General features: G+C 31.6%; 21 protein-coding genes. 17 read left to right on the forward strand and 4 right to left on the reverse strand.

Translation table 11 applies throughout. The annotated features are described in order from the left end of the window. Window positions 1-17: 17 nt before the first annotated feature. The 7 genes from ACNG5D_RS01570 to ACNG5D_RS01600 all read left to right on the forward strand — a co-directional run bounded on the left by ACNG5D_RS01570 (window position 18) and on the right by ACNG5D_RS01600 (window position 5,480). A complete protein-coding gene (locus ACNG5D_RS01570; protein ID WP_418181742.1) occupies window positions 18-878 on the forward strand; it encodes an SDR family oxidoreductase in 861 nt (286 codons plus the stop codon). Between the two features lie 3 nt (window positions 879-881). After that, a complete protein-coding gene (locus ACNG5D_RS01575; RefSeq protein ID WP_418181743.1) occupies window positions 882-1,499 on the forward strand; it encodes a CatB-related O-acetyltransferase in 618 nt (205 codons plus the stop codon). A 202-nt stretch (window positions 1,500-1,701) separates the two neighbouring features. After that, window positions 1,702-2,346, forward strand: coding sequence for a hypothetical protein (locus tag ACNG5D_RS01580; protein WP_418181744.1), 645 nt, complete (start codon window positions 1,702-1,704; stop codon window positions 2,344-2,346). Between the two features lie 30 nt (window positions 2,347-2,376). Next, window positions 2,377-3,504: a serine hydrolase domain-containing protein gene (locus ACNG5D_RS01585; RefSeq protein WP_418181745.1), complete on the forward strand. Its 1,128-nt coding sequence runs from the start codon at window positions 2,377-2,379 to the stop codon at window positions 3,502-3,504. A 113-nt stretch (window positions 3,505-3,617) separates the two neighbouring features. Further along, the gene (locus ACNG5D_RS01590) at window positions 3,618-4,097 is read left to right on the forward strand and encodes a GNAT family N-acetyltransferase (protein WP_418181746.1); all 480 of its coding nucleotides are present in this window, start codon (window positions 3,618-3,620) and stop codon (window positions 4,095-4,097) included. Window positions 4,098-4,334: 237 nt separating this feature from the next. Beyond that, on the forward strand, window positions 4,335-4,586 hold the full coding sequence (locus ACNG5D_RS01595; RefSeq protein ID WP_418181747.1) for a hypothetical protein: 252 nt from the start codon (window positions 4,335-4,337) through the stop codon (window positions 4,584-4,586). A gap of 30 nt (window positions 4,587-4,616) precedes the next feature. Further along, window positions 4,617-5,480 carry a DUF5694 domain-containing protein gene (locus tag ACNG5D_RS01600; RefSeq protein ID WP_418181748.1) on the forward strand — a complete coding sequence of 288 codons (864 nt, stop codon included), beginning with the start codon at window positions 4,617-4,619 and terminating at the stop codon, window positions 5,478-5,480. A 230-nt stretch (window positions 5,481-5,710) separates the two neighbouring features. Here ACNG5D_RS01600 and ahcY read toward each other — a convergent pair whose 3' ends face one another. Continuing rightward, window positions 5,711-7,027: an adenosylhomocysteinase gene (ahcY, locus tag ACNG5D_RS01605; protein ID WP_418181749.1), complete on the reverse strand. Its 1,317-nt coding sequence runs from the start codon at window positions 7,025-7,027 to the stop codon at window positions 5,711-5,713. A gap of 130 nt (window positions 7,028-7,157) precedes the next feature. Here ahcY and ACNG5D_RS01610 point away from each other — a divergent pair, with 130 nt between their 5' ends. The 7 genes from ACNG5D_RS01610 (at window position 7,158) to ACNG5D_RS01640 (ending at window position 14,180) form a co-directional block, all read left to right on the forward strand. Further along, a complete protein-coding gene (locus ACNG5D_RS01610; protein ID WP_418181750.1) occupies window positions 7,158-7,784 on the forward strand; it encodes a 4'-phosphopantetheinyl transferase family protein in 627 nt (208 codons plus the stop codon). Further along, window positions 7,785-8,510, forward strand: coding sequence for a phosphoglycerol geranylgeranyltransferase (locus tag ACNG5D_RS01615; protein ID WP_418181751.1), 726 nt, complete (start codon window positions 7,785-7,787; stop codon window positions 8,508-8,510). Window positions 8,511-8,525: 15 nt separating this feature from the next. Beyond that, a complete protein-coding gene (gene pnuC, locus ACNG5D_RS01620; protein ID WP_418181752.1) occupies window positions 8,526-9,158 on the forward strand; it encodes a nicotinamide riboside transporter PnuC in 633 nt (210 codons plus the stop codon). Beyond that, the gene (locus ACNG5D_RS01625; RefSeq protein WP_418181753.1) at window positions 9,119-9,688 is read left to right on the forward strand and encodes an AAA family ATPase; all 570 of its coding nucleotides are present in this window, start codon (window positions 9,119-9,121) and stop codon (window positions 9,686-9,688) included. The genes pnuC and ACNG5D_RS01625 overlap by 40 nt, the downstream gene beginning before the upstream one ends. Continuing rightward, window positions 9,688-11,238: a DUF4301 family protein gene (locus ACNG5D_RS01630; protein WP_418181754.1), complete on the forward strand. Its 1,551-nt coding sequence runs from the start codon at window positions 9,688-9,690 to the stop codon at window positions 11,236-11,238. Before ACNG5D_RS01625 ends, ACNG5D_RS01630 begins: the two co-directional genes overlap by 1 nt. Then, window positions 11,238-11,645: an alternative ribosome rescue aminoacyl-tRNA hydrolase ArfB gene (arfB, locus tag ACNG5D_RS01635; RefSeq protein WP_418181755.1), complete on the forward strand. Its 408-nt coding sequence runs from the start codon at window positions 11,238-11,240 to the stop codon at window positions 11,643-11,645. The genes ACNG5D_RS01630 and arfB overlap by 1 nt, the downstream gene beginning before the upstream one ends. A gap of 345 nt (window positions 11,646-11,990) precedes the next feature. Beyond that, complete coding sequence (locus tag ACNG5D_RS01640; protein ID WP_418181756.1) at window positions 11,991-14,180, forward strand: TonB-dependent receptor; 2,190 nt, start codon at window positions 11,991-11,993, stop codon at window positions 14,178-14,180. Window positions 14,181-14,237: 57 nt separating this feature from the next. On the opposite strand, the gene ACNG5D_RS01645 is transcribed toward ACNG5D_RS01640, so the two are convergent. Next, window positions 14,238-14,666, reverse strand: coding sequence for a hypothetical protein (locus tag ACNG5D_RS01645; protein ID WP_418181757.1), 429 nt, complete (start codon window positions 14,664-14,666; stop codon window positions 14,238-14,240). Window positions 14,667-14,902: 236 nt separating this feature from the next. Here ACNG5D_RS01645 and greA point away from each other — a divergent pair, with 236 nt between their 5' ends. Together greA and ACNG5D_RS01655 are read left to right on the forward strand one after the other, a co-directional pair. Beyond that, on the forward strand, window positions 14,903-15,376 hold the full coding sequence (gene greA, locus ACNG5D_RS01650) for a transcription elongation factor GreA (RefSeq protein WP_418181758.1): 474 nt from the start codon (window positions 14,903-14,905) through the stop codon (window positions 15,374-15,376). Window positions 15,377-15,416: 40 nt separating this feature from the next. Then, entirely contained in the window at window positions 15,417-15,806 is a 390-nt protein-coding gene (locus tag ACNG5D_RS01655) for an HIT family protein (protein WP_418181759.1), read from the forward strand. Here ACNG5D_RS01655 and ACNG5D_RS01660 read toward each other — a convergent pair. Beyond that, window positions 15,801-16,154: a hypothetical protein gene (locus ACNG5D_RS01660; RefSeq protein WP_418181760.1), complete on the reverse strand. Its 354-nt coding sequence runs from the start codon at window positions 16,152-16,154 to the stop codon at window positions 15,801-15,803. The genes ACNG5D_RS01655 and ACNG5D_RS01660 overlap by 6 nt on opposite strands. Window positions 16,155-16,165: 11 nt before the next feature. After that, a complete protein-coding gene (locus ACNG5D_RS01665) occupies window positions 16,166-17,323 on the reverse strand; it encodes a sensor histidine kinase (protein WP_418181761.1) in 1,158 nt (385 codons plus the stop codon). 118 nt (window positions 17,324-17,441) lie between these two features. Here ACNG5D_RS01665 and ACNG5D_RS01670 point away from each other — a divergent pair, with 118 nt between their 5' ends. Then, window positions 17,442-18,311 carry a flavin reductase family protein gene (locus ACNG5D_RS01670; protein ID WP_418181762.1) on the forward strand — a complete coding sequence of 290 codons (870 nt, stop codon included), beginning with the start codon at window positions 17,442-17,444 and terminating at the stop codon, window positions 18,309-18,311. Window positions 18,312-18,316 lie beyond the last annotated feature (5 nt).

The raw sequence follows: 18,316 nt of genomic DNA on the forward strand, positions 1-18,316 counted from the left end.
TATAAATAGCACTAAAAATGCGACATACCAATATATTATTAGCAGGTGCTACAGGTTATTTAGGGAGATATTTATTACAGGTTTTAATTGAAAAACAAAACCAAGTCGTTGCAATTGTCCGTAAGCCAAATCAATTAAATAATCCTAATGAAAACTATCTGGAAATTAAGCAAGCCCAAGTCACTAAACCTGAAACTTTAAGAGACATTTGTAAGGGCATAGATACAGTTATTTCAACCGTTGGTATTACGAGACAAAAGGATGGTTTAACCTATATGGATGTCGATTATCAAGCGAATATGAATTTGCTTTCTGAAGCCAAAAAAAGCGGTGTGAATCATTTTGTTTACGTTTCTGCCATTAATGGCGATAAACATCAAAATTTGAAGATTTTTGAAGCCAAGGAAAAATTTGTTGATGCTTTAAAAAAGTCAGGATTAAATTACACCATAGTAAGACCTAACGGATTTTTCTCAGATATGAAAGACTTTTTGCAAATGGCAAAATCGGGTCGTGTGTATGTGTTTGGATCTGGAAATCAAAAATTCAATCCAATTCATGGTGAAGATTTAGCCAATGCGATTGTCGATAATTTGAGCTATTACAACAAAACAATAACCATTGGAGGACCTGATATTTTAAGTCTTAACGAGATTAGTAAACTAGCATTAAAATCATTAAGCAAACCAGTTAAAATTACACATTTACCAGATTGTTTAAGACGATTTGCTATTTGGGCTTTAAGAACTTTTACCAGCGTAAAAACCTATGGTCCAATTGAATTTTTCTTAACGTTAATGGCAGAAGATAATATAGCTCCAACTTACGGAAAACACCATTTAAAAGACTATTTTAGAGAAGAAGTTAAAAAGCTATAAATTATGAATATTCCTGATCCAAATACCGTTTTCCCGTTAGCCAATTACGATAAGCTATGTTTTTTGAAAAACTACATCAAAAATCCGAACATTGAGGTTGGCGATTACACTTATTACGACGATTTTCAAGATGTTTCAAATTTTGAAAAAAATGTGAAGTATCATTTCGATTTTATTGGCGATAAACTCATCATTGGTAAGTTTTGCATGATTGCTTCTGGCGCAACTTTTATTATGAATGGCGGCAACCATTTAACCGAAGCCACATCAGCCTATCCATTTGCCATATTTGGTGGTGCGTGGCAACATGCAATGGATGGTAAAAACTACCCAACTAAAGGCAATACCGTAATTGGTAATGATGTGTGGATTGGTTACGATGCTACCATTATGCCTGGTGTAACCATTGGAAATGGCGCTATTATTGCCACAAAAGCTGTAGTTACAAAAAATGTAGAACCTTACTCTATTGTTGGTGGTAATCCTGCAAAATTGATTAAAAAACGTTTTTCAGATGTAACCATTTCTAAATTATTAGAACTTAAATGGTGGGATTGGCATATTGATAAAATCACTCAAAATGTAGATAAACTCACAACGTATCCCGAAGCGTTGTTTTAAGAATAAAACCCTAAGAACTAATTAAAGGTTTAGCATCAATTGTGTTAAGCCTTTTTTTATTCAAACACTTCAAAATCAACTATAAGTACTGAATTTTAAAAAGGTTTGAAATCATAATTCAGGACGATTGGCTTTCTCTTCTGTCTCATCTTTGTACCATCAAATTATTAATCAAAAAACGAACTATTTAAAATCAATTATAATGAAAAAATTAGTAATTATCTGCGTAACACTTTTTACATTTTATGGTTTTTCACAACAGAAATCAGAATCATCAAAAGACAAGGACATCGATTTAAAATATAGAGTCAGTTTTCCGGCCATTATTTTGGGAAATATTGGGAAAGGCGGCGAAAGAACCAACACACAACACATCGAATTGCATGTTAAACGCGAACTTGACGCTAAAAACATTGTTGGCGTAAAATTAGCCACTTGGCGATTGTTTCAACCTATGGGCATACAATGGTGGGACGGACTTACAGACAAAATAGATTCTGAAACCGAATTTTATCCTGGTTATTTACGCGAAACAGGTATTGGTATCTCGTACCAACGCATGCTTTGGAAAGGACTATTTGCTTCGGTTGAAGTTTTACCGTTGTATAAAACTTATTTAGATCTTGATGCTAAGAAAATAGCAAACGGATTTAAACTCTACAACTCGTATTATGTAGGCTATCATTTTGCATTTGGTAAAAAGAAACAGTTTTTTATAGAACCGCAATTTCATTGTAATGTATGGCATTTCGATACTAATACACCTGAATCATTTAAACAACTCGATAACAAATGGGATTCTTATTTTCTATTTGAACCCAACCTTTATATTGGTATAAAATTTTAACTTATAACACGATCTTAAAACTTTAATGTTATGAAACATATACTTTTAGGTTTAATATACTTTGTTGGCTTGTCGGCTATTGCGCAGCAATCCATAGGAAAAGCCATAGAACAACGCTTTAAAACCGAATTAAAAAAAGAGAACATAAAAAGTGGTTTACTGCATGTGTATTCTGAATTTCGTGGTATCGATATTCAATTAGCTGAAAGTAAAGAAAATTCTATTTCAATAGATAATCCATTTTATACCGCTAGTGTTACAAAAATGTTTACTGCAACAGCAATTGGTATATTAAAGGATCAGAATAAATTAAATTTTGAAGATAAGATTGCTCAATATCTACCAGATTCATTAATTACTAATCTTCATATTTTAGATGGTAAAAACTATTCTAAAAATTTAACCATTGCGCATTTATTGCAACACACCTCTGGTTTACCTGATTATTTTACAGATTCAACCAATGATGGAAGCCCAAATATCATCAATCAACTATTAATGCATCCTAATACATTGTGGTTTGCAGAAGAACTAATTCAGTTTACAAAAGACAAAATGATACCCCATTTTATTCCTGGTGAGGGTTATCATTATACCGATACCGAATATGTGCTATTAGCGTTGATTATTGAAAATGTAAGTGGTTTATCGTTAGACACTTTTTTTAAGCAGAACATATTTCAACCTTTAAAAATGAATAGTTCGTACATTAACTTAAAATCTACAGCAATAGATAACAAACTTCCCGTCGTAAAATTCTACGCAAGCCAATACGAATTATCATCGTATAAAAGTTTAAGTGCCGATTGGGGTGGTGGCGGATTGGTGTCTGCCACACACGATTTAATCATGTTTTTAAAAGCTTTTAATAATGATGAGATTATAAATAAAAACACACGATTAACCATGCAAAACTGGGTAAACGAAACAAAAGGTATGGATTATGGCTATGGAGTAAGACAAGTTTCTTTAGGCGAATTGACCAACACAGAAACCAATCTGCAAATTATGGGACATTCAGGTAGTACAGCATCATTTTTATGGTATTGCCCACAACAAAACACATACATTTCAGGTTCTTTAAATCAATTAGAAGCTTCAAAAAGCGCATTGATTTTAGTTTATGATATACTTAAAATTATTGAAAACGAAAATTAATAAAGAGTAAGTATCATATATTTTATTCAGTCTTTATTTGCTAAATTTAGTGCTTAAATACGTAACAATATCATGCATAAAACTGTTGGCATGAATTTTAAAAAAAAACTTAATTGAAAATTAAAGAAACTCATAGAAATGATTATACCATTTCAACAGACAAGGATAAATTAGATATTTTGAGTATTCATAAATTCCTTGCAAACGAAACCGATTGGGCTAACAAAATTCCAATCAATACTTTGAAAACATCCATTGAAAATTCTTTGAATTTTGGGCTTTATTATAAAAACAAACAAATTGGCTTTGCTAGAATAATTTCAGACTATTCAACTATTGCATATTTAGGAGATGTTTATGTTCTAAAGGAATATAGAGGAAAGGGATTAAGTAAATGGCTAATAAATGAAATAATGGAACACCCAAATCTTCAAGGATTAAGACGCTGGATTTTATTAACAGATACAGCCGAGTGGCTTTATAAAAAGTTTGGGTTTACAGAAATACCTAACCCTAAATTTTATATGGAGAAACATAACCCGAATGTGTACGTAAATGAAGTGAAAACTACCACTAATAATAGCTATAAGTAATAGTTAGTTTTTTACTACTTCTAAAAAAACATTACAAGTTTTTTATTTGGTTTGTATTTATTAAATTAGATACCCCAACGCGCAATTAATTTTATACAATTACATTAGTTATATACTCAAGGTTATTACAAAAACATGGTTGCCAGATGTTTTAACAGTATCTTGATTTAAAATTGCTTATTAGTTGGTTGTATAGAAATTACTATTGTTAAATAAGAACCCTTAAAATTAATAGACATGAGTAGTTTAAAAGATATTAAATTAGAAATTGAAAAATATGTGAGTAATTCGAATTTAACCGAATTTCAAATTATTGAAAAACTAGAAAAGCATTACTTTAATAAAAAAGTAAACGAGAATTTAAAGCTATATAAAAAAGGCACTAAAAAAGTAAGAGAAATAACAAAAGATTTAAAAATTTCGCCACGAAAATTTTATGCAATTCTAGAAAAAAAGAAAATAAGCCATAAAAAATATAAAAAAGCGTGATTTTAAAACCAACCCTTTAAAAGCTAATAAATGAAACCGACCATTTTACTTTTATGTATTTTGTTTTTTGGTTGTAATCCAAAAAATGAATCGTGCCAATTAAAAAAAGAAAGCTTACCAGAAGAAAAAAGTGAAAAAATAAAGGTGCTTAATTTTGGAACATTTCATTTTGGGTATACACCCGATGCTAATAAAACAGAATTCGACGAACATAGCCAACAGGCGCAAAAAGAGGTTAAAAGCATATCTAAAATGTTGGCAAAGTTTAAGCCAACAATAATATGTATTGAAAACTTGCCAAAATATAATAACGAGATTAATAAAGCCTATCAAGAATTTTTAGCCAATCCAATTAAATTAAATACAAATTATGGAGAAAGTAGTATGATTGGTTTTGATGTGGGCCGATTAAGTAATGTAAAAAAAATATACGGAATAGATAACCATATGGGCTATAATTATAGCGTTGGAGACTATATAGAAAGTACACCTGAACTTGAAAATGCTATCGATTCTAAAACATATTTACAACTTACAAACCAACCCTTTAAAGATTACCCAGAAATTGCTAAACGTGAAGCAAACTATGAAAAATTATCATTGCTTGAAAAACTTAAATTATGTAATGAGCCCGTACACTTAGATTATTCAATAAATACAAATGCAGATAAATTACTTTATGTAGGAATTAATGATGGGTTTGAAGGCGCAGATAATGCTGCCATTTTTTACCATAGAAATATGAAAATATATTCAAACCTAAACAGAATACCTATGCCAAAAAACGATAGAGTATTTATAATTATGGGAACAGCACATACCGCTTTTTTAAGAGAGTTTATTAAAAGAAGCCCTAAATTTGAAATGGTAAATACATTTAAATATTTAAAATAAAAAGTAAACTTATTTTTTTCTGTATTAATAATAAGTTTAATGTTTTGGAGACTTTTAAGTAAGCTATGCCACAAGTGTAAGTGCGTTAGGGATTGAACGGTTTGTTTGAAATCCCCGACAAAGGAGGGATTGAGTAGTGAAAGCCCGACCCTTGTGGTAACGCTCTAATAAAAAAAATCCCAAACATTACTGCTTGGGATTTAGTATAGTAAAAACCTAAGAGGTTTAGGTTAATATCTGTAATGTTCTGGTTTGTAAGGTCCGTTTACGGTTACACCAATGTAACTTGCTTGCTCTTCGCGAAGCTCGGTAAGTTCTACCCCAATTTTTTCTAGGTGTAATTTTGCTACTTTCTCATCTAATGCTTTTGGTAGCATGTAAACTTCGTTTTTATAAGCATCGGCATTGTTCCAAAGCTCAATTTGTGCTAAGGTTTGGTTTGTAAACGAGTTACTCATTACAAAACTTGGATGACCAGTTGCACAACCTAAGTTTACTAAACGACCTTCGGCTAGTATAATAATATCTTTTCCGTTAATGGTGTATTTATCTACTTGCGGTTTTATTGTGTTTTTGGTATGCCCGTAGTTTTTGTTTAGCCAAGCCATGTCTATCTCGTTATCAAAATGCCCAATATTACAAACAATAGCTTTGTCTTTTAAGGCTTCAAAATGGCGCCCTTGTACAATATCTTTATTTCCTGTTGTTGTAATTACAATATCTGTATTGCCAATAACGGTTTCTAGTTTTTTAACTTCAAAACCATCCATTGCTGCTTGTAATGCGCAAATAGGATCAATTTCTGTAACAGTTACAATACTTCCTGCGCCTTTAAAAGAGGCAGCTGTACCTTTACCAACATCGCCATAACCACAAACGGTTACGCGTTTTCCGGCAAGCATAACATCGGTAGCACGACGAATGGCATCTACTGCAGATTCTTTACAGCCGTATTTATTATCGAATTTAGATTTTGTTACAGAATCGTTTACGTTAATAGCTGGCATTGGTAATGTGCCATTTTTTACGCGCTCGTAAAGTCTATGAACTCCTGTTGTGGTTTCTTCAGATAAGCCATTAATTCCGGCGGCTAATTCTGGGTATTTATCTAAAACCATGTTGGTTAAATCGCCACCATCATCAAGAATCATGTTTAATGGTTTTCTGTCTTCACCAAAAAATAAAGTTTGCTCGATACACCAATCAAACTCTTCTTCGGTCATGTCTTTCCAAGCATAAACAGCTGTTCCTGCGGCAGCAATGGCAGCAGCAGCTTGGTCTTGCGTAGAAAATATGTTACAAGAACTCCAAGTAACTTCTGCGCCTAAAGCTTGTAAAGTTTCTATTAAAACAGCGGTTTGTATGGTCATGTGTAAACATCCAGCAATACGTGCGCCTTTTAAAGGTTGCTCGTTTTTGTATTCTTCTCGAAGACTCATTAACCCTGGCATTTCTGCTTCGGCTAATTCTATTTCTTTGCGTCCCCAATCGGCAAGCGATATGTCTTTAACTTTGTTTGCAACGTAAGGAATTGTTTTTGTACTCATAGTCATTTTTCTTTTATTTTTAAACTTAAACAAGATTGCGATTAGTACTTAAAATACTTAAATTCGCTTGTAAAAATTGTTTAATTGCCTAAGGCGATGCAAAGATAATCAATAACTTTCAAAATATTTAATGCCACTTTATAAAACCATTACACCAAACTCACAAACTACTGTTAAAATCTGGAAGATTACAGAGTCTTTTAAGAATTTAATGGCTAAAGTTAATTTAAAACCAGAATCTGCAAACCGTGTTTTAGGCATGAAAAGCGAGTTGCACCAACGCGGGTTTTTAAGTGTGCGCCATTTGTTACATGAATTTGGATATACTGATGAAGATTTGTTTTATGACGATAACGGTAAACCGCATTTAAAAGATGGTAAACAAATATCTATTACGCATTCGTTTAACTTTTCGGCCGTTATTGTAAGCGATGTAATTGTTGGAATTGATATTGAGAAACAACGTGATAAAATAGGCATTATAGCGCATAAATTTATTGATTATGAGTTTAATTATTTAAACAAATTGGAAAGCCATTATATTAATAAATTAACAGTAATTTGGTGTGTTAAAGAATCGCTTTATAAGTTGTTTTCTACACCAGGATTAAGTTTTAAGCAGCATTGTTTAGTGATACCTTTTGAAATAAAAGATGAGCATACTGCAGCATGGATTGATTATAATACAAGAAAATATAAATACAACATTTACTTTTTAGAGTTTGAAGGTTTTACTTGTGCCTATGCTATAGCTTAAATGAAATCGATATATAAAAACATACAAGCTTCTATTTTAAAAGAAGAAAAACTATTAGCTGTTTTAATTGATCCAGATAAGTTTTTACTTAAAAATACCAGTAGTTTTATTAAAAAAGTTAACACATCAGTAGCTACACACATTTTTGTAGGCGGAAGTGTAGTTGATGATAATGCAACCGATGCTTTAGTTTTAGAAATTAAAAAGCACACAAGTTTACCTATTATCTTGTTTCCTGGCGATGTTACTCAAATAACAAATAAGGCTAATGCGCTTTTGTTTTTATCTTTAATTTCTGGTAGAAACCCAGATTATTTAATAGGTAAACATATTCAAGCCATTTCAAAATTAAAAAATAGTAATTTAGAGGTTATTCCAACCGGTTATATTTTGGTTGAAAGCGGAAAAATAACAGCGGTACAACAGGTTACAGCAACAAAACCAATGTCTAGAAAAAATATTCAAAATATAATAGACACCGCAAAAGCAGGGCAATTATTAGGTATGAAATTTATTTATTTAGAAGCAGGAAGTGGAGCAAAGCAAGCCGTTTCTACTTCGATAATAAAACAAGTAAAGCAAACCATAAATATTCCGTTAATAGTTGGAGGCGGTATAAGAAGCAAAGCACAATTAGAAAATACCTATAAAGCAGGAGCAGATATGGTTGTTATTGGTACTGCTTTTGAGGATGATGAAAGTTTTTTTAATGCATTAAATAAGTAACATAGTAAGGCGATTATGAATAGTATTGTTAATTTGTTTTTTAGTCAATATTCCGAATATGAAACCGTAGATATTGTTTTAGAAATAATAGCAATAATTTTTGGTTTTTTATCGGTTTGGTTTTCTAAGCAAAATAAAGTTTTAGTGTTTCCAACAGGTATGATAAGTACATTAATTTTTGTGTATTTATTATTAAAATGGGAGCTTTTAGGCGATATGATGATAAATGCATATTATTTTATAATGAGTGTTTACGGCTGGTACGTATGGACAAAAAAAGTTGACCATGCGCAGGTTACTCCAATTTCAAGAATGTCTTTCAACGAAAAAAAAATAAGTACAGCTATATTTTTAGCAACCTTAGTTTTTGTTTATTTAGTTTACCACGCATTTAATAAATGGACCAGTTGGGTGGCTTATATAGACACCATTACCACCGCCATATTTTTTGTAGGTATGTGGTTAATGGCAAAACGAAAGCTAGAAAATTGGATGTTCTGGATTATAGGAGATTTAATTTCAATCCCTTTATATTTTTATAAAGGTTTTACGTTTACAAGTTTACAGTATTTAGGATTTACAGTTATAGCCATTTTTGGATATATTTCATGGAAGAAAAGTATAAACAGCAACCCGCTACCTGCATAAAAGTAGTTTTGTTTGGGCCAGAATCTACAGGGAAAACAACGCTATCTAGACAGTTAGCCCGACATTACAATTCGGTTTGGGTACCAGAATATGCACGCGAGTATCTTCAAAAAAAATGGAATAATGAGCGTAAAACATGCGAAGCACAAGATTTATTACCCATAGCAGAAGGGCAGGTTAAACTTGAAAACGAACTGGCACAAAAAACAAATACGGTGTTAATTTGCGATACCGATTTGTTAGAAACCAAAGTATATTCCGAAGCTTATTACCTAGGAAGTTGTGATCCAGTTCTTGAAAAATATGCGTTACAAAACAAGTATGATTTATATTTTTTAACATATATTGATACACCTTGGGAAGCCGACGATTTAAGAGATAAACCAGCACATAGAGAAAAAATGTTTCAAGCTTTTAAAAATGCATTAATAAAGCATAAAAAACCATTTGTGCTTTTAAAAGGCGATAAAAAAATACGTTTAGAAACCGCAGTAAAACATATTGATAAATTATTAAACCCCAAAGTATAATGTTTTCAGATAAAGATATTCAACAAATAAAAAGTAAAGGCATAACTATAGAGCAAGTAAGCGCGCAAGTATCTCGATTAAAAAACGGGATGACCTTTTCAAATCTGGTTGCTGCTGCAACGATAGGCAAAGGTATAGAAAGCTACGACACAAAAGAAACTCAAGAGTTTTTAAAACTATACGAGGCTAAACAAAGCCAGTTGTCTATTGTTAAGTTTGTTCCAGCTTCTGGAGCAGCAACACGAATGTTTAAGTTTTTATTTCAGTTTTTAAATAATTTTAATCCTTTAAAAGAAAATATAGCAACTTACGCCGAAAGGAAAAATGATGCTTTAATAACGCTTTTTACAGAAAATTTAGAAAAATTTCCTTTTTATAAAGAAGTAAATGCCAGAGTAAAAAAAGAAAACCCAGATTTTGATACCTTACCTGAAGCCGAAAAACATTTACTATTTGTAAAAACAATGCTTGATGCAAAAGGCCTAAACTATAGTTTTTTACCTAAAGGCTTATTGCCATTTCATAAGTACAGAAATGCTGTAAAAACAGCGTTTGAAGAGCATTTATTCGAATCTACACTTTACGCATCGTCCAATGGTAAAGCTAACCTTCATTTTACAGTTTCAAAAAACCATCAGTTATATTTTTCAAACGAATTAAGTCGTATTCGAGAAGCTATAGAAGAAAAAACAAACACCACTTTTAACGTGTCGTTTTCATATCAAAATGAAGCCACAGAAACCGTGGCGCTTAAAGCCGATAACGATGTTTTTAGAAAAGAAGACGGCACCATTTTATTTAGACCAGCAGGGCACGGAGCACTTATAGAAAACTTAAATACATTAAATAACGATATAATTTTTATTAAAAATATAGATAATATCGTGGTTTCTAATTTAAACGAAAACGTATCTAACTATAAAAAACTTTTAGCTGGCGTTTTAATAGAAGCTCAAGAAAAAGTTTTTACTTATTTAAATAAATTAGACACAGGTAATTTAGATGATACCGATTTTAAAGTTATTGCCTTGTTTTTGCGTTATAGGCTAAACGTGCCTATTCATGAAGGTTTTGACGATTATACACCTAAAGAAAAAATAATATATTTAAAAGAAAGACTAAATAGGCCAATTCGTGTTTGCGGTATGGTTAAAAACCAAGGCGAACCTGGTGGCGGGCCATTTTGGGTTAAAGATGATAAAGGAAATGTATCTTTACAAATCGTTGAGTTTGCACAGATTAATTTTAGCAAAAAAAATCAGCAAAGTATAGTTTACAAAGCCACACACTTTAACCCTACAGATTTAGTTTGTGGAGTAAAAAACTATAAGGGAGAAAAGTTCGATTTATCGAAATATATAGATCCAGAAGCGGCTTTTATTACTACAAAAACACAAAATGGAGTAGATATTGACGCCTTAGAACTTCCAGGATTATGGAACGGAAGTATGGCATATTGGAACTCTATTTTTGTAGAAGTACCGCTAGAAACGTTTAACCCTGTAAAAACAGTAAACGATTTATTAAAACCTGTACATCAAGTATCTTAATGTTTGATGAAGACGCCATATTGCACGAATTAACCTTTAAAGCTATTAGAAGCTCTGGTAGCGGCGGGCAACATGTAAATAAAGTGTCTTCAAAAATAGAACTTACTTTTAATTTAAAAGCATCATTGGTGTTTAATGAAACCCAAAAAGAGCGACTTTTAAAACAGCTTAATAATAGGCTAACAAAAGAAGGTGTTTTAATGTTACAATGTAGAGAAAGCAGAAGCCAACATAAAAACAAAGATATTGTAGTAAAACGATTTTTAGAATTAATAAATAAAGCTTTAGTTATTCCTAAAAAGCGAAAACCTACAAAAATCCCTAAATCTGTTATAAAAAAACGGTTAAAAAGTAAGCGTAAGCAATCTGAAAAGAAGGCAAATAGACAAAAACCAAGTATAAATTAAAAAGTACGCATTTAAAATTGTTAATTAAGAATTGGTCACTACATTTGCACCGTTCTCAAAAAAGGGGTGCCCATTTAGGCTGAGATCATACCCATTGAACCTAGAACAGATAATGCTGTTTAGGAAACAAGCGTAAAGAAAATATCCAGTAGATATTTTTAGCAAGTGCGATAAGGTCATCAATGTTGGTTTATATTTTTAAATCTTGATTTGTTTAATATTAAAGATTTAATAAATATTGAACTTAAAAAACATGATTTCGTACAAGTAGGACGCTTAAAGTTTAATTTATTAACAACAAAAAGAATAATTACCTCTTTTTATTCGATTATAAATATAATCGTAATGAAAAATATTTTACTTTTTTTAACATTCGTAGTGTTGTCAACTAACGTAATGGCACAACAAAATCAAGTTGTAACAGATTCTACAAAAACCGAAAAACTAGATGAAGTTTTGGTTAATGCCGTACGTGTAAATGCAGATTCGCCTATTACACATTCTAATATATCTAAAGAAGCTTTAGCTAAACGTAACTTAGGGCAAGATATACCTGTTTTACTTAACTTTTTACCATCGGTAGTTACAACAAGCGATGCCGGAGCAGGCATTGGTTACACAGGAATTAGGGTGCGTGGTACAGATGCAACACGTGTAAATGTAACTATTAACGGAATTCCTTATAACGATCCAGAAAGTCAAGGAACATTTTGGGTAAATTTAGGCGATTTTGCATCTTCAACAGAGAGCTTACAATTGCAACGTGGCGTAGGAACATCAACCAATGGCTCTGGAGCTTTTGGAGCTAGTATAAATGTATTAACCGATGCTTTTTCAAAAGAGGCTTCAGGAGAAATATCAAATAGTTTCGGTAGCTTTGCTACAAGAAAACATACTGTAAAATTAAGCACAGGTTTATTAAATAATCATTTCGAAATATCTGGTCGGTTCTCAAAAATAAATTCAGATGGGTATATTGATCGAGCATTTACCGATTTAAAATCGTATTTCTTACAAGGTGTTTATAAAGACGATAACACCTTAATTAAAGCATTAACTTTTGGTAATGTAGAACGTACTTATCAAGCTTGGGAAGGTTTAACAGCCAATCAATTAAAAGAAAACCGTCGCCAAAACCCATACACTTATGAGAATGAAACCGATAATTATTGGCAAGACCATTACCAATTACATTGGAATGAACGTTTTGATAATAATTGGTCAACAAACTTAGGATTAAACTATACTAAAGGAAAAGGGTATTTTGAACAATTTGAAGATGATACCGATGAAATTGGTCTTTACAATGGTATTGTTTTACCAACAGATAATCGTGTTGATGAAGATGAAAACGGAAACCCTATAGATATACCAATTACCGATGTTATTAGAAGGCGCTGGTTAGATAATAATTTTTATGTGTTAAATGCCAATGTAACCTATAAGAAAAACACACTAGAGCTTATTTCGGGGTTATCATATAGTGTTTATAATGGAGATCATTTTGGAGAAGTTATATGGGCAAAAGCATTTTCTGAAAACGGAAATATAAGAGATCGTTATTACGATGGCGATGCTACAAAAAACGATTTTAGTATATTCTCTAAAGCCACATTTAAGTTAGCAAAAAAAATTACAGGTTTTATTGATTTGCAAGGGCGTTTTGTAAGCTATAAAACAAATGGATTAAATTCTGACAGAGAAGTATTTAAAACCAATGCAAACTTTAGTTTCTTTAATCCAAAGGCTGGTTTAACTTATAAACAAAGTAATTTTAGTAGTTTTTATGCATCGTATGCAAGAGCTAATAGAGAGCCAAATCGCGACGATTTTGAAGCTGGTGTTACAGAAAACGAAACCCTTAACGACATAGAGCTAGGCTGGCGTTATAGCACTAAAAAAGCTAGTATAAATACTAATTTATATTATATGTTTTATCAAAATCAGTTAGTGTTAACTGGCGAGTTAGATGATGTTGGAAGCCCAATTCGAGCTACAAGTGGTAAAAGTTATAGGTTAGGGTTAGAGGTCGATGCCAACATTCAATTTTCTAAAATATTTAGCACATCAACAAACATTGGTTTAAGTAGTAATAAAAATAAAAATTTTCAATCTGAAATTAATGGAGAGCTAGTCGATTTAGGAAACACTAACATTTCATTTTCGCCAGATTTAGTAATAGGAAATGCATTAAATCTCTTTCCGGCAGAAGGTTTGCAACTTACTTTACTTAGTAAATATGTTGGCGAGCAATATATGGGAAATACAGATAACAAAGCATCTGTTTTAGAAAGTTATTTTATAAACGATTTTAATATTAGTTATGAAATTAAGCCTAATAAACTATTTAAATCCATAATATTGTCTGGTTTGATAAATAATATTTTTAATAAAAAATATGTTTCAAACGGTTACTTTGGCTCGTATGATTATAGCGACAATGAAAGTCCAACAGGAACAACAACAGGATATTATGCTGGTTACTACCCGCAAGCAACAACTAACTTTTTGTTAGGAGCTACTTTAAAGTTTTAAAGTAAAAAATAGCAGCATTAATAAGCGTGGTTGGTAATTTTACTAGCGACGCTTTTTTTAATTAAAAATTAAAAGCGAGTTTCCGTTTTTTTGAACCCGATAGTTTTTTAATGGGCATTTTAAACCATTATTGCCGGCTATGGTTCCAGTAACAAAATTATAGGTATTATTATCGCCACAACCACAAGTACCATTTAACCCAGATGGTGAAATAACAGAACAATCGCTTAGCGCATGGTTTGGGTCTCCAGCATCCCAAGCATAAAAATCTACACCAGTACTAGCAACAATAACACCAGCATTACCTTGATTAGCTATATAAACAGAGTTTCCAGCAAAATTTAATTGACTATATTGAGGTAAGCTTAAATCGATAGAAAAATTTACATTAATATCCAGTAAAAAACGACAGTTTCTATCATCAACAGAATTGCCGCTACAAGACACTAAAAAAACAAATAATAAGGCGCTAAAAAATGGTTTCATAAAACGGTAAAATATTGAGGTGCAATTTACAATAAAAAGCAAATGTACTTTATTGTTTAGGTATTTGCTTAACATGTTTTTGCTTTTTTTAGTAAAAATATAAGTAAAAGTATATTAATGTTTTCAATACATATGTAACTAAAATTTTGTATTTTTGTTGTACAATCTCGTGTAAGCGAGATTTTTTTATTTGCTGAACTTGTTCAGCATCTTTTATTAAGTAAAATAATGAAGTTATGAGTAAAGTATCATACTATACACCTGAAGGATTAAAAAAGCTAAGAGATGAGTTACAACAACTTAAAGATGTAGAACGCGTAAAAGCTTCTAAGGCTATAGCTGAAGCAAGAGATAAGGGTGATTTAAGTGAAAATGCAGAATACGATGCCGCTAAAGAAGCGCAAGGTATGTTAGAAATGCGTATTTCTAAATTAGAAGATGCTTTAGCTGGTGCTCGTGTTATTGATGAGTCGCAATTAGATAATTCTAAAATATTGGTGCTATCTAAAGTTAAAATAAAAAACCAAACTAATGGTATGGAAATGAACTATACATTAGTAGCCGATGGTGAAGCCGATTTAGCTTCAGGGAAAATATCGGTAAACTCGCCAATAGGAAAAGGTTTGTTAGGAAAATCGGTTGGCGATGTTGCCGAAATTCAAGTACCAAATGGTGTTATAAAATTCGATATTGTTGAAATATCTAGATAGTTTTTAATTCCGCGAAAGCGAAACCTTTATTATTAATAAAATGGCATCAATTTTTACAAAAATAGTTAACGGAGAGCTTCCTTGTTATAAAATAGCAGAAACCGAAGATTTTTTAGCATTTCTTGATGTAAACCCTAATGCTAAAGGCCATACACTATGTATTCCTAAAAAAGAAGTTGATAAAATTTTCGACTTAAATGAAGATGATTATGGTAATTTAATGCGTTTTTCAAGAATGGTAGCCTTAGCATTAAAACAAGCCATACCATGTAAACGAATTGGAGTAAGTGTTATTGGTTTAGAGGTGCCACATGTGCATGTACACTTAATACCGCTTCAATCTATGGATGATGCCCGTTTTATTAAAAAAACTAAAATGACTCATGAAGAGTTTGAAACGTTGGCAGAAACCATTAAGGCCAAGTTATAAATATAAATAATAAGCCAAAAATACCATTATAGCTATTACTACAACCCCTAAAGCTATAATAACCCACGATATTTTTTTTATATAAGTTGATGTTTTTTTGGGAATAAATGCCTTTTTGTGGTACTCAAAAACACGATCAATATCATCTGTCCATTGTACAGGATAAATTATAGAGTTACACGTTTTGCATGTTATTTCGTAACTAATTTTTGGGGTTATAGATTTGTAAAATTTAGTGTCTTTAATTTTTTGTTTAAATGTTAATCGTAATCCATTGTTACTATAGCACTCTGGACAGTTATTTTTTAAGGCTACATCTTTTACATCAATTAATTTTTCAGACATCATACTTTAAACTACTAATTAATTTGTTTTAAAATTATTTGCAGGGTAGAACCTTTGTTTTTTTCAGATTGTAGTACTTTAATTTTTCCGTTATGAAAATCTTCGATAATACGTTTAGCTAAAGATAGGCCTAAGCCCCAACCTCGTTTTTTAGTTGTATACCCAGGTTCGAAAATGGTATTAAAATTCTTTTTAGGTATGCCTTTTCCGGTGTCTGTTACACTTATCATTATATTGTTTTCAAGTTGCGAAATTTCAACCGTTAGTTTGCCTCGACCTTTCATGGCATCAATAGCATTCTTTATTAGGTTTTCTATAGTCCAACTGTAAAGTTGTCTATTTAGATTTACGAAAATTTTGTCTTTTGGGACTTTAATATCAAAAATTATAAGTTTAGACGATCTTGTTTTTAAATAATCATAAGAGTCTATAGTTTCTTTTACAATATCTGCTTTTTCTAAAATGGGAAGCGAGCCTATTTTACTAAAACGCTCAGTAATCGTTTTTAGTCGGTCTACATCTTTTTCAATTTCTAAAATATAATCTGGGTTTACGTTTTCGGTTTTTAATAGTTCTGTCCAACCAATTAAAGACGATAATGGCGTGCCTATTTGATGCGCAGTTTCTTTAGCCATACCAGACCATAATTTATTTTGAGTAGCGTTTTTATTGCTACTGTAAAAGAAAAAAATAACAGCGCCAAAAAGCACAATTATTAATAGTAAAGCCAGCGGATAATATTTTAATTTATTTAGCAAAGGCGAATTGCCGTAATATATTGTAGAATATATTTTGTCTTGATATTTTACATGAATAGGGCTGTTTTCTGCCTTAAACTTTTTTATGAGTTTGTTTATGTAGTTTTTGTCTTTAATTTTTGTTTCGTCAATATTGTTATAACTGCCCAAGCTACCATCATCATTAATAGTAAGCATGGGTGTTGTTTTATTGCTATTTAAAATTTTAAGTGTTAAATCTAAATTTGTGTTAGATTGTATATCAGAATTAATAAACTCTGTTTGAGCAAAAGACCAATTTTCCATTTTGCTACGTTCTTCATCTTTAAAATGCTGGAAAAACTCGTATGTTTTCCATAAAATAAGAGATACAATAGCAAAAGAAGCTATTACAATAATCCAACGGAATGCATTACTATGTTTGGTAAAAATCATTTAACAAAAAATTATCTGGTAATATAATGCAAATCTGTTAATATTATTGTTCAAGTTGTTAGTAAGTCGGTTTTTAGTTGCGTTATAGTTTCGCTACATTTGTGAAAATTAAACAACAATGCCTTCATTAGATCCAAAAAGCTTGCCAACCAGTAAATTACATGGTTATTTGTTAAGTGCTGTAGCGCCAAGGCCTATTGCTTTTGCTAGCACAGTTAGCCCAGAAGGAAACCCTAATTTGTCGCCATTTAGTTTTTTTAATGTATTTAGTGCCAATCCACCAATTCTTATTTTTTCTCCAGCTAGGCGAGTAAGAGATAATACAGTAAAGCATACCTTAGTAAATGCAGAAGCAACAAAAGAGGTGGTTATAAATGTGGTAAACTACGATATGGTTCATCAAATGTCTTTAAGTAGTACAGAGTACCCAGAAGATGTTAATGAGTTTGAAAAGGCTGGTTTAACCATGTTAGAGTCTGATATTGTTAAGCCTTTTAGAGTAGCTGAAGCCCCTGTACAGTTAGAGTGTAAGATAAATGATATAATTAAGTTAGGAACCGAAGGCGGCGCAGGTAATTTAATTATATGCGAGGTTGTTAAACTTCATATAGATGATGCTATTCTTGATGAAAACGATGTTATAGATCAAAAAAAATTAGATTTAGTAGCTAGAGCAGGAGGTAGCTATTATAGTCGAGCAAAAAAGGGCTTTTTTGAAATACCAAAGCCTTTAACCACGTTAGGTATAGGTGTTGATGCTTTTCCAGATTATGTTAAAAACAGTATGATTTTAACAGGAAACGATTTAGGTATGCTGGGGAATATAGAAAGTCTGCCAAACGAGCAAAGTATTAAAGATTTTATTGAAGAGGTTGGTAAGCGTTACCCAAATATAAAAACAGCAACACATAGAGAGAAGCACAAATTAGCTAGGAATTACCTTAGTTTTGGAGATGTTGAAAGCGCATGGAAAATACTACTATCTTAATCAAG

Origin of the sequence: Algibacter ulvanivorans (assembly GCF_048381495.1) — a bacterium.
Taxonomy (GTDB): Bacteria; Bacteroidota; Bacteroidia; order Flavobacteriales; family Flavobacteriaceae; genus Algibacter_B; species Algibacter_B ulvanivorans.

What these genes read in the sequence shown, in the direction of transcription:
- ACNG5D_RS01570 (WP_418181742.1), top strand. Translation starts at nt 18, where the DNA reads ATGCGACATACCAATATATTATTAGCAGGTGCTACAGGTTATTTAGGG.
- ACNG5D_RS01575 (WP_418181743.1), top strand. Translation starts at nt 882, where the DNA reads ATGAATATTCCTGATCCAAATACCGTTTTCCCGTTAGCCAATTACGAT.
- ACNG5D_RS01580 (WP_418181744.1), top strand. Translation starts at nt 1,702, where the DNA reads ATGAAAAAATTAGTAATTATCTGCGTAACACTTTTTACATTTTATGGT.
- ACNG5D_RS01585 (WP_418181745.1), top strand. Translation starts at nt 2,377, where the DNA reads ATGAAACATATACTTTTAGGTTTAATATACTTTGTTGGCTTGTCGGCT.
- ACNG5D_RS01595 (WP_418181747.1), top strand. Translation starts at nt 4,335, where the DNA reads ATGAGTAGTTTAAAAGATATTAAATTAGAAATTGAAAAATATGTGAGT.
- ACNG5D_RS01600 (WP_418181748.1), top strand. Translation starts at nt 4,617, where the DNA reads ATGAAACCGACCATTTTACTTTTATGTATTTTGTTTTTTGGTTGTAAT.
- ahcY (WP_418181749.1), bottom strand. Translation starts at nt 7,027, where the DNA reads ATGAGTACAAAAACAATTCCTTACGTTGCAAACAAAGTTAAAGACATA.
- ACNG5D_RS01610 (WP_418181750.1), top strand. Translation starts at nt 7,158, where the DNA reads ATGCCACTTTATAAAACCATTACACCAAACTCACAAACTACTGTTAAA.
- ACNG5D_RS01615 (WP_418181751.1), top strand. Translation starts at nt 7,785, where the DNA reads ATGAAATCGATATATAAAAACATACAAGCTTCTATTTTAAAAGAAGAA.
- pnuC (WP_418181752.1), top strand. Translation starts at nt 8,526, where the DNA reads ATGAATAGTATTGTTAATTTGTTTTTTAGTCAATATTCCGAATATGAA.
- ACNG5D_RS01625 (WP_418181753.1), top strand. Translation starts at nt 9,119, where the DNA reads ATGGAAGAAAAGTATAAACAGCAACCCGCTACCTGCATAAAAGTAGTT.
- ACNG5D_RS01630 (WP_418181754.1), top strand. Translation starts at nt 9,688, where the DNA reads ATGTTTTCAGATAAAGATATTCAACAAATAAAAAGTAAAGGCATAACT.
- arfB (WP_418181755.1), top strand. Translation starts at nt 11,238, where the DNA reads ATGTTTGATGAAGACGCCATATTGCACGAATTAACCTTTAAAGCTATT.
- ACNG5D_RS01640 (WP_418181756.1), top strand. Translation starts at nt 11,991, where the DNA reads ATGAAAAATATTTTACTTTTTTTAACATTCGTAGTGTTGTCAACTAAC.
- ACNG5D_RS01645 (WP_418181757.1), bottom strand. Translation starts at nt 14,666, where the DNA reads ATGAAACCATTTTTTAGCGCCTTATTATTTGTTTTTTTAGTGTCTTGT.
- greA (WP_418181758.1), top strand. Translation starts at nt 14,903, where the DNA reads ATGAGTAAAGTATCATACTATACACCTGAAGGATTAAAAAAGCTAAGA.
- ACNG5D_RS01655 (WP_418181759.1), top strand. Translation starts at nt 15,417, where the DNA reads ATGGCATCAATTTTTACAAAAATAGTTAACGGAGAGCTTCCTTGTTAT.
- ACNG5D_RS01660 (WP_418181760.1), bottom strand. Translation starts at nt 16,154, where the DNA reads ATGATGTCTGAAAAATTAATTGATGTAAAAGATGTAGCCTTAAAAAAT.
- ACNG5D_RS01665 (WP_418181761.1), bottom strand. Translation starts at nt 17,323, where the DNA reads ATGATTTTTACCAAACATAGTAATGCATTCCGTTGGATTATTGTAATA.
- ACNG5D_RS01670 (WP_418181762.1), top strand. Translation starts at nt 17,442, where the DNA reads ATGCCTTCATTAGATCCAAAAAGCTTGCCAACCAGTAAATTACATGGT.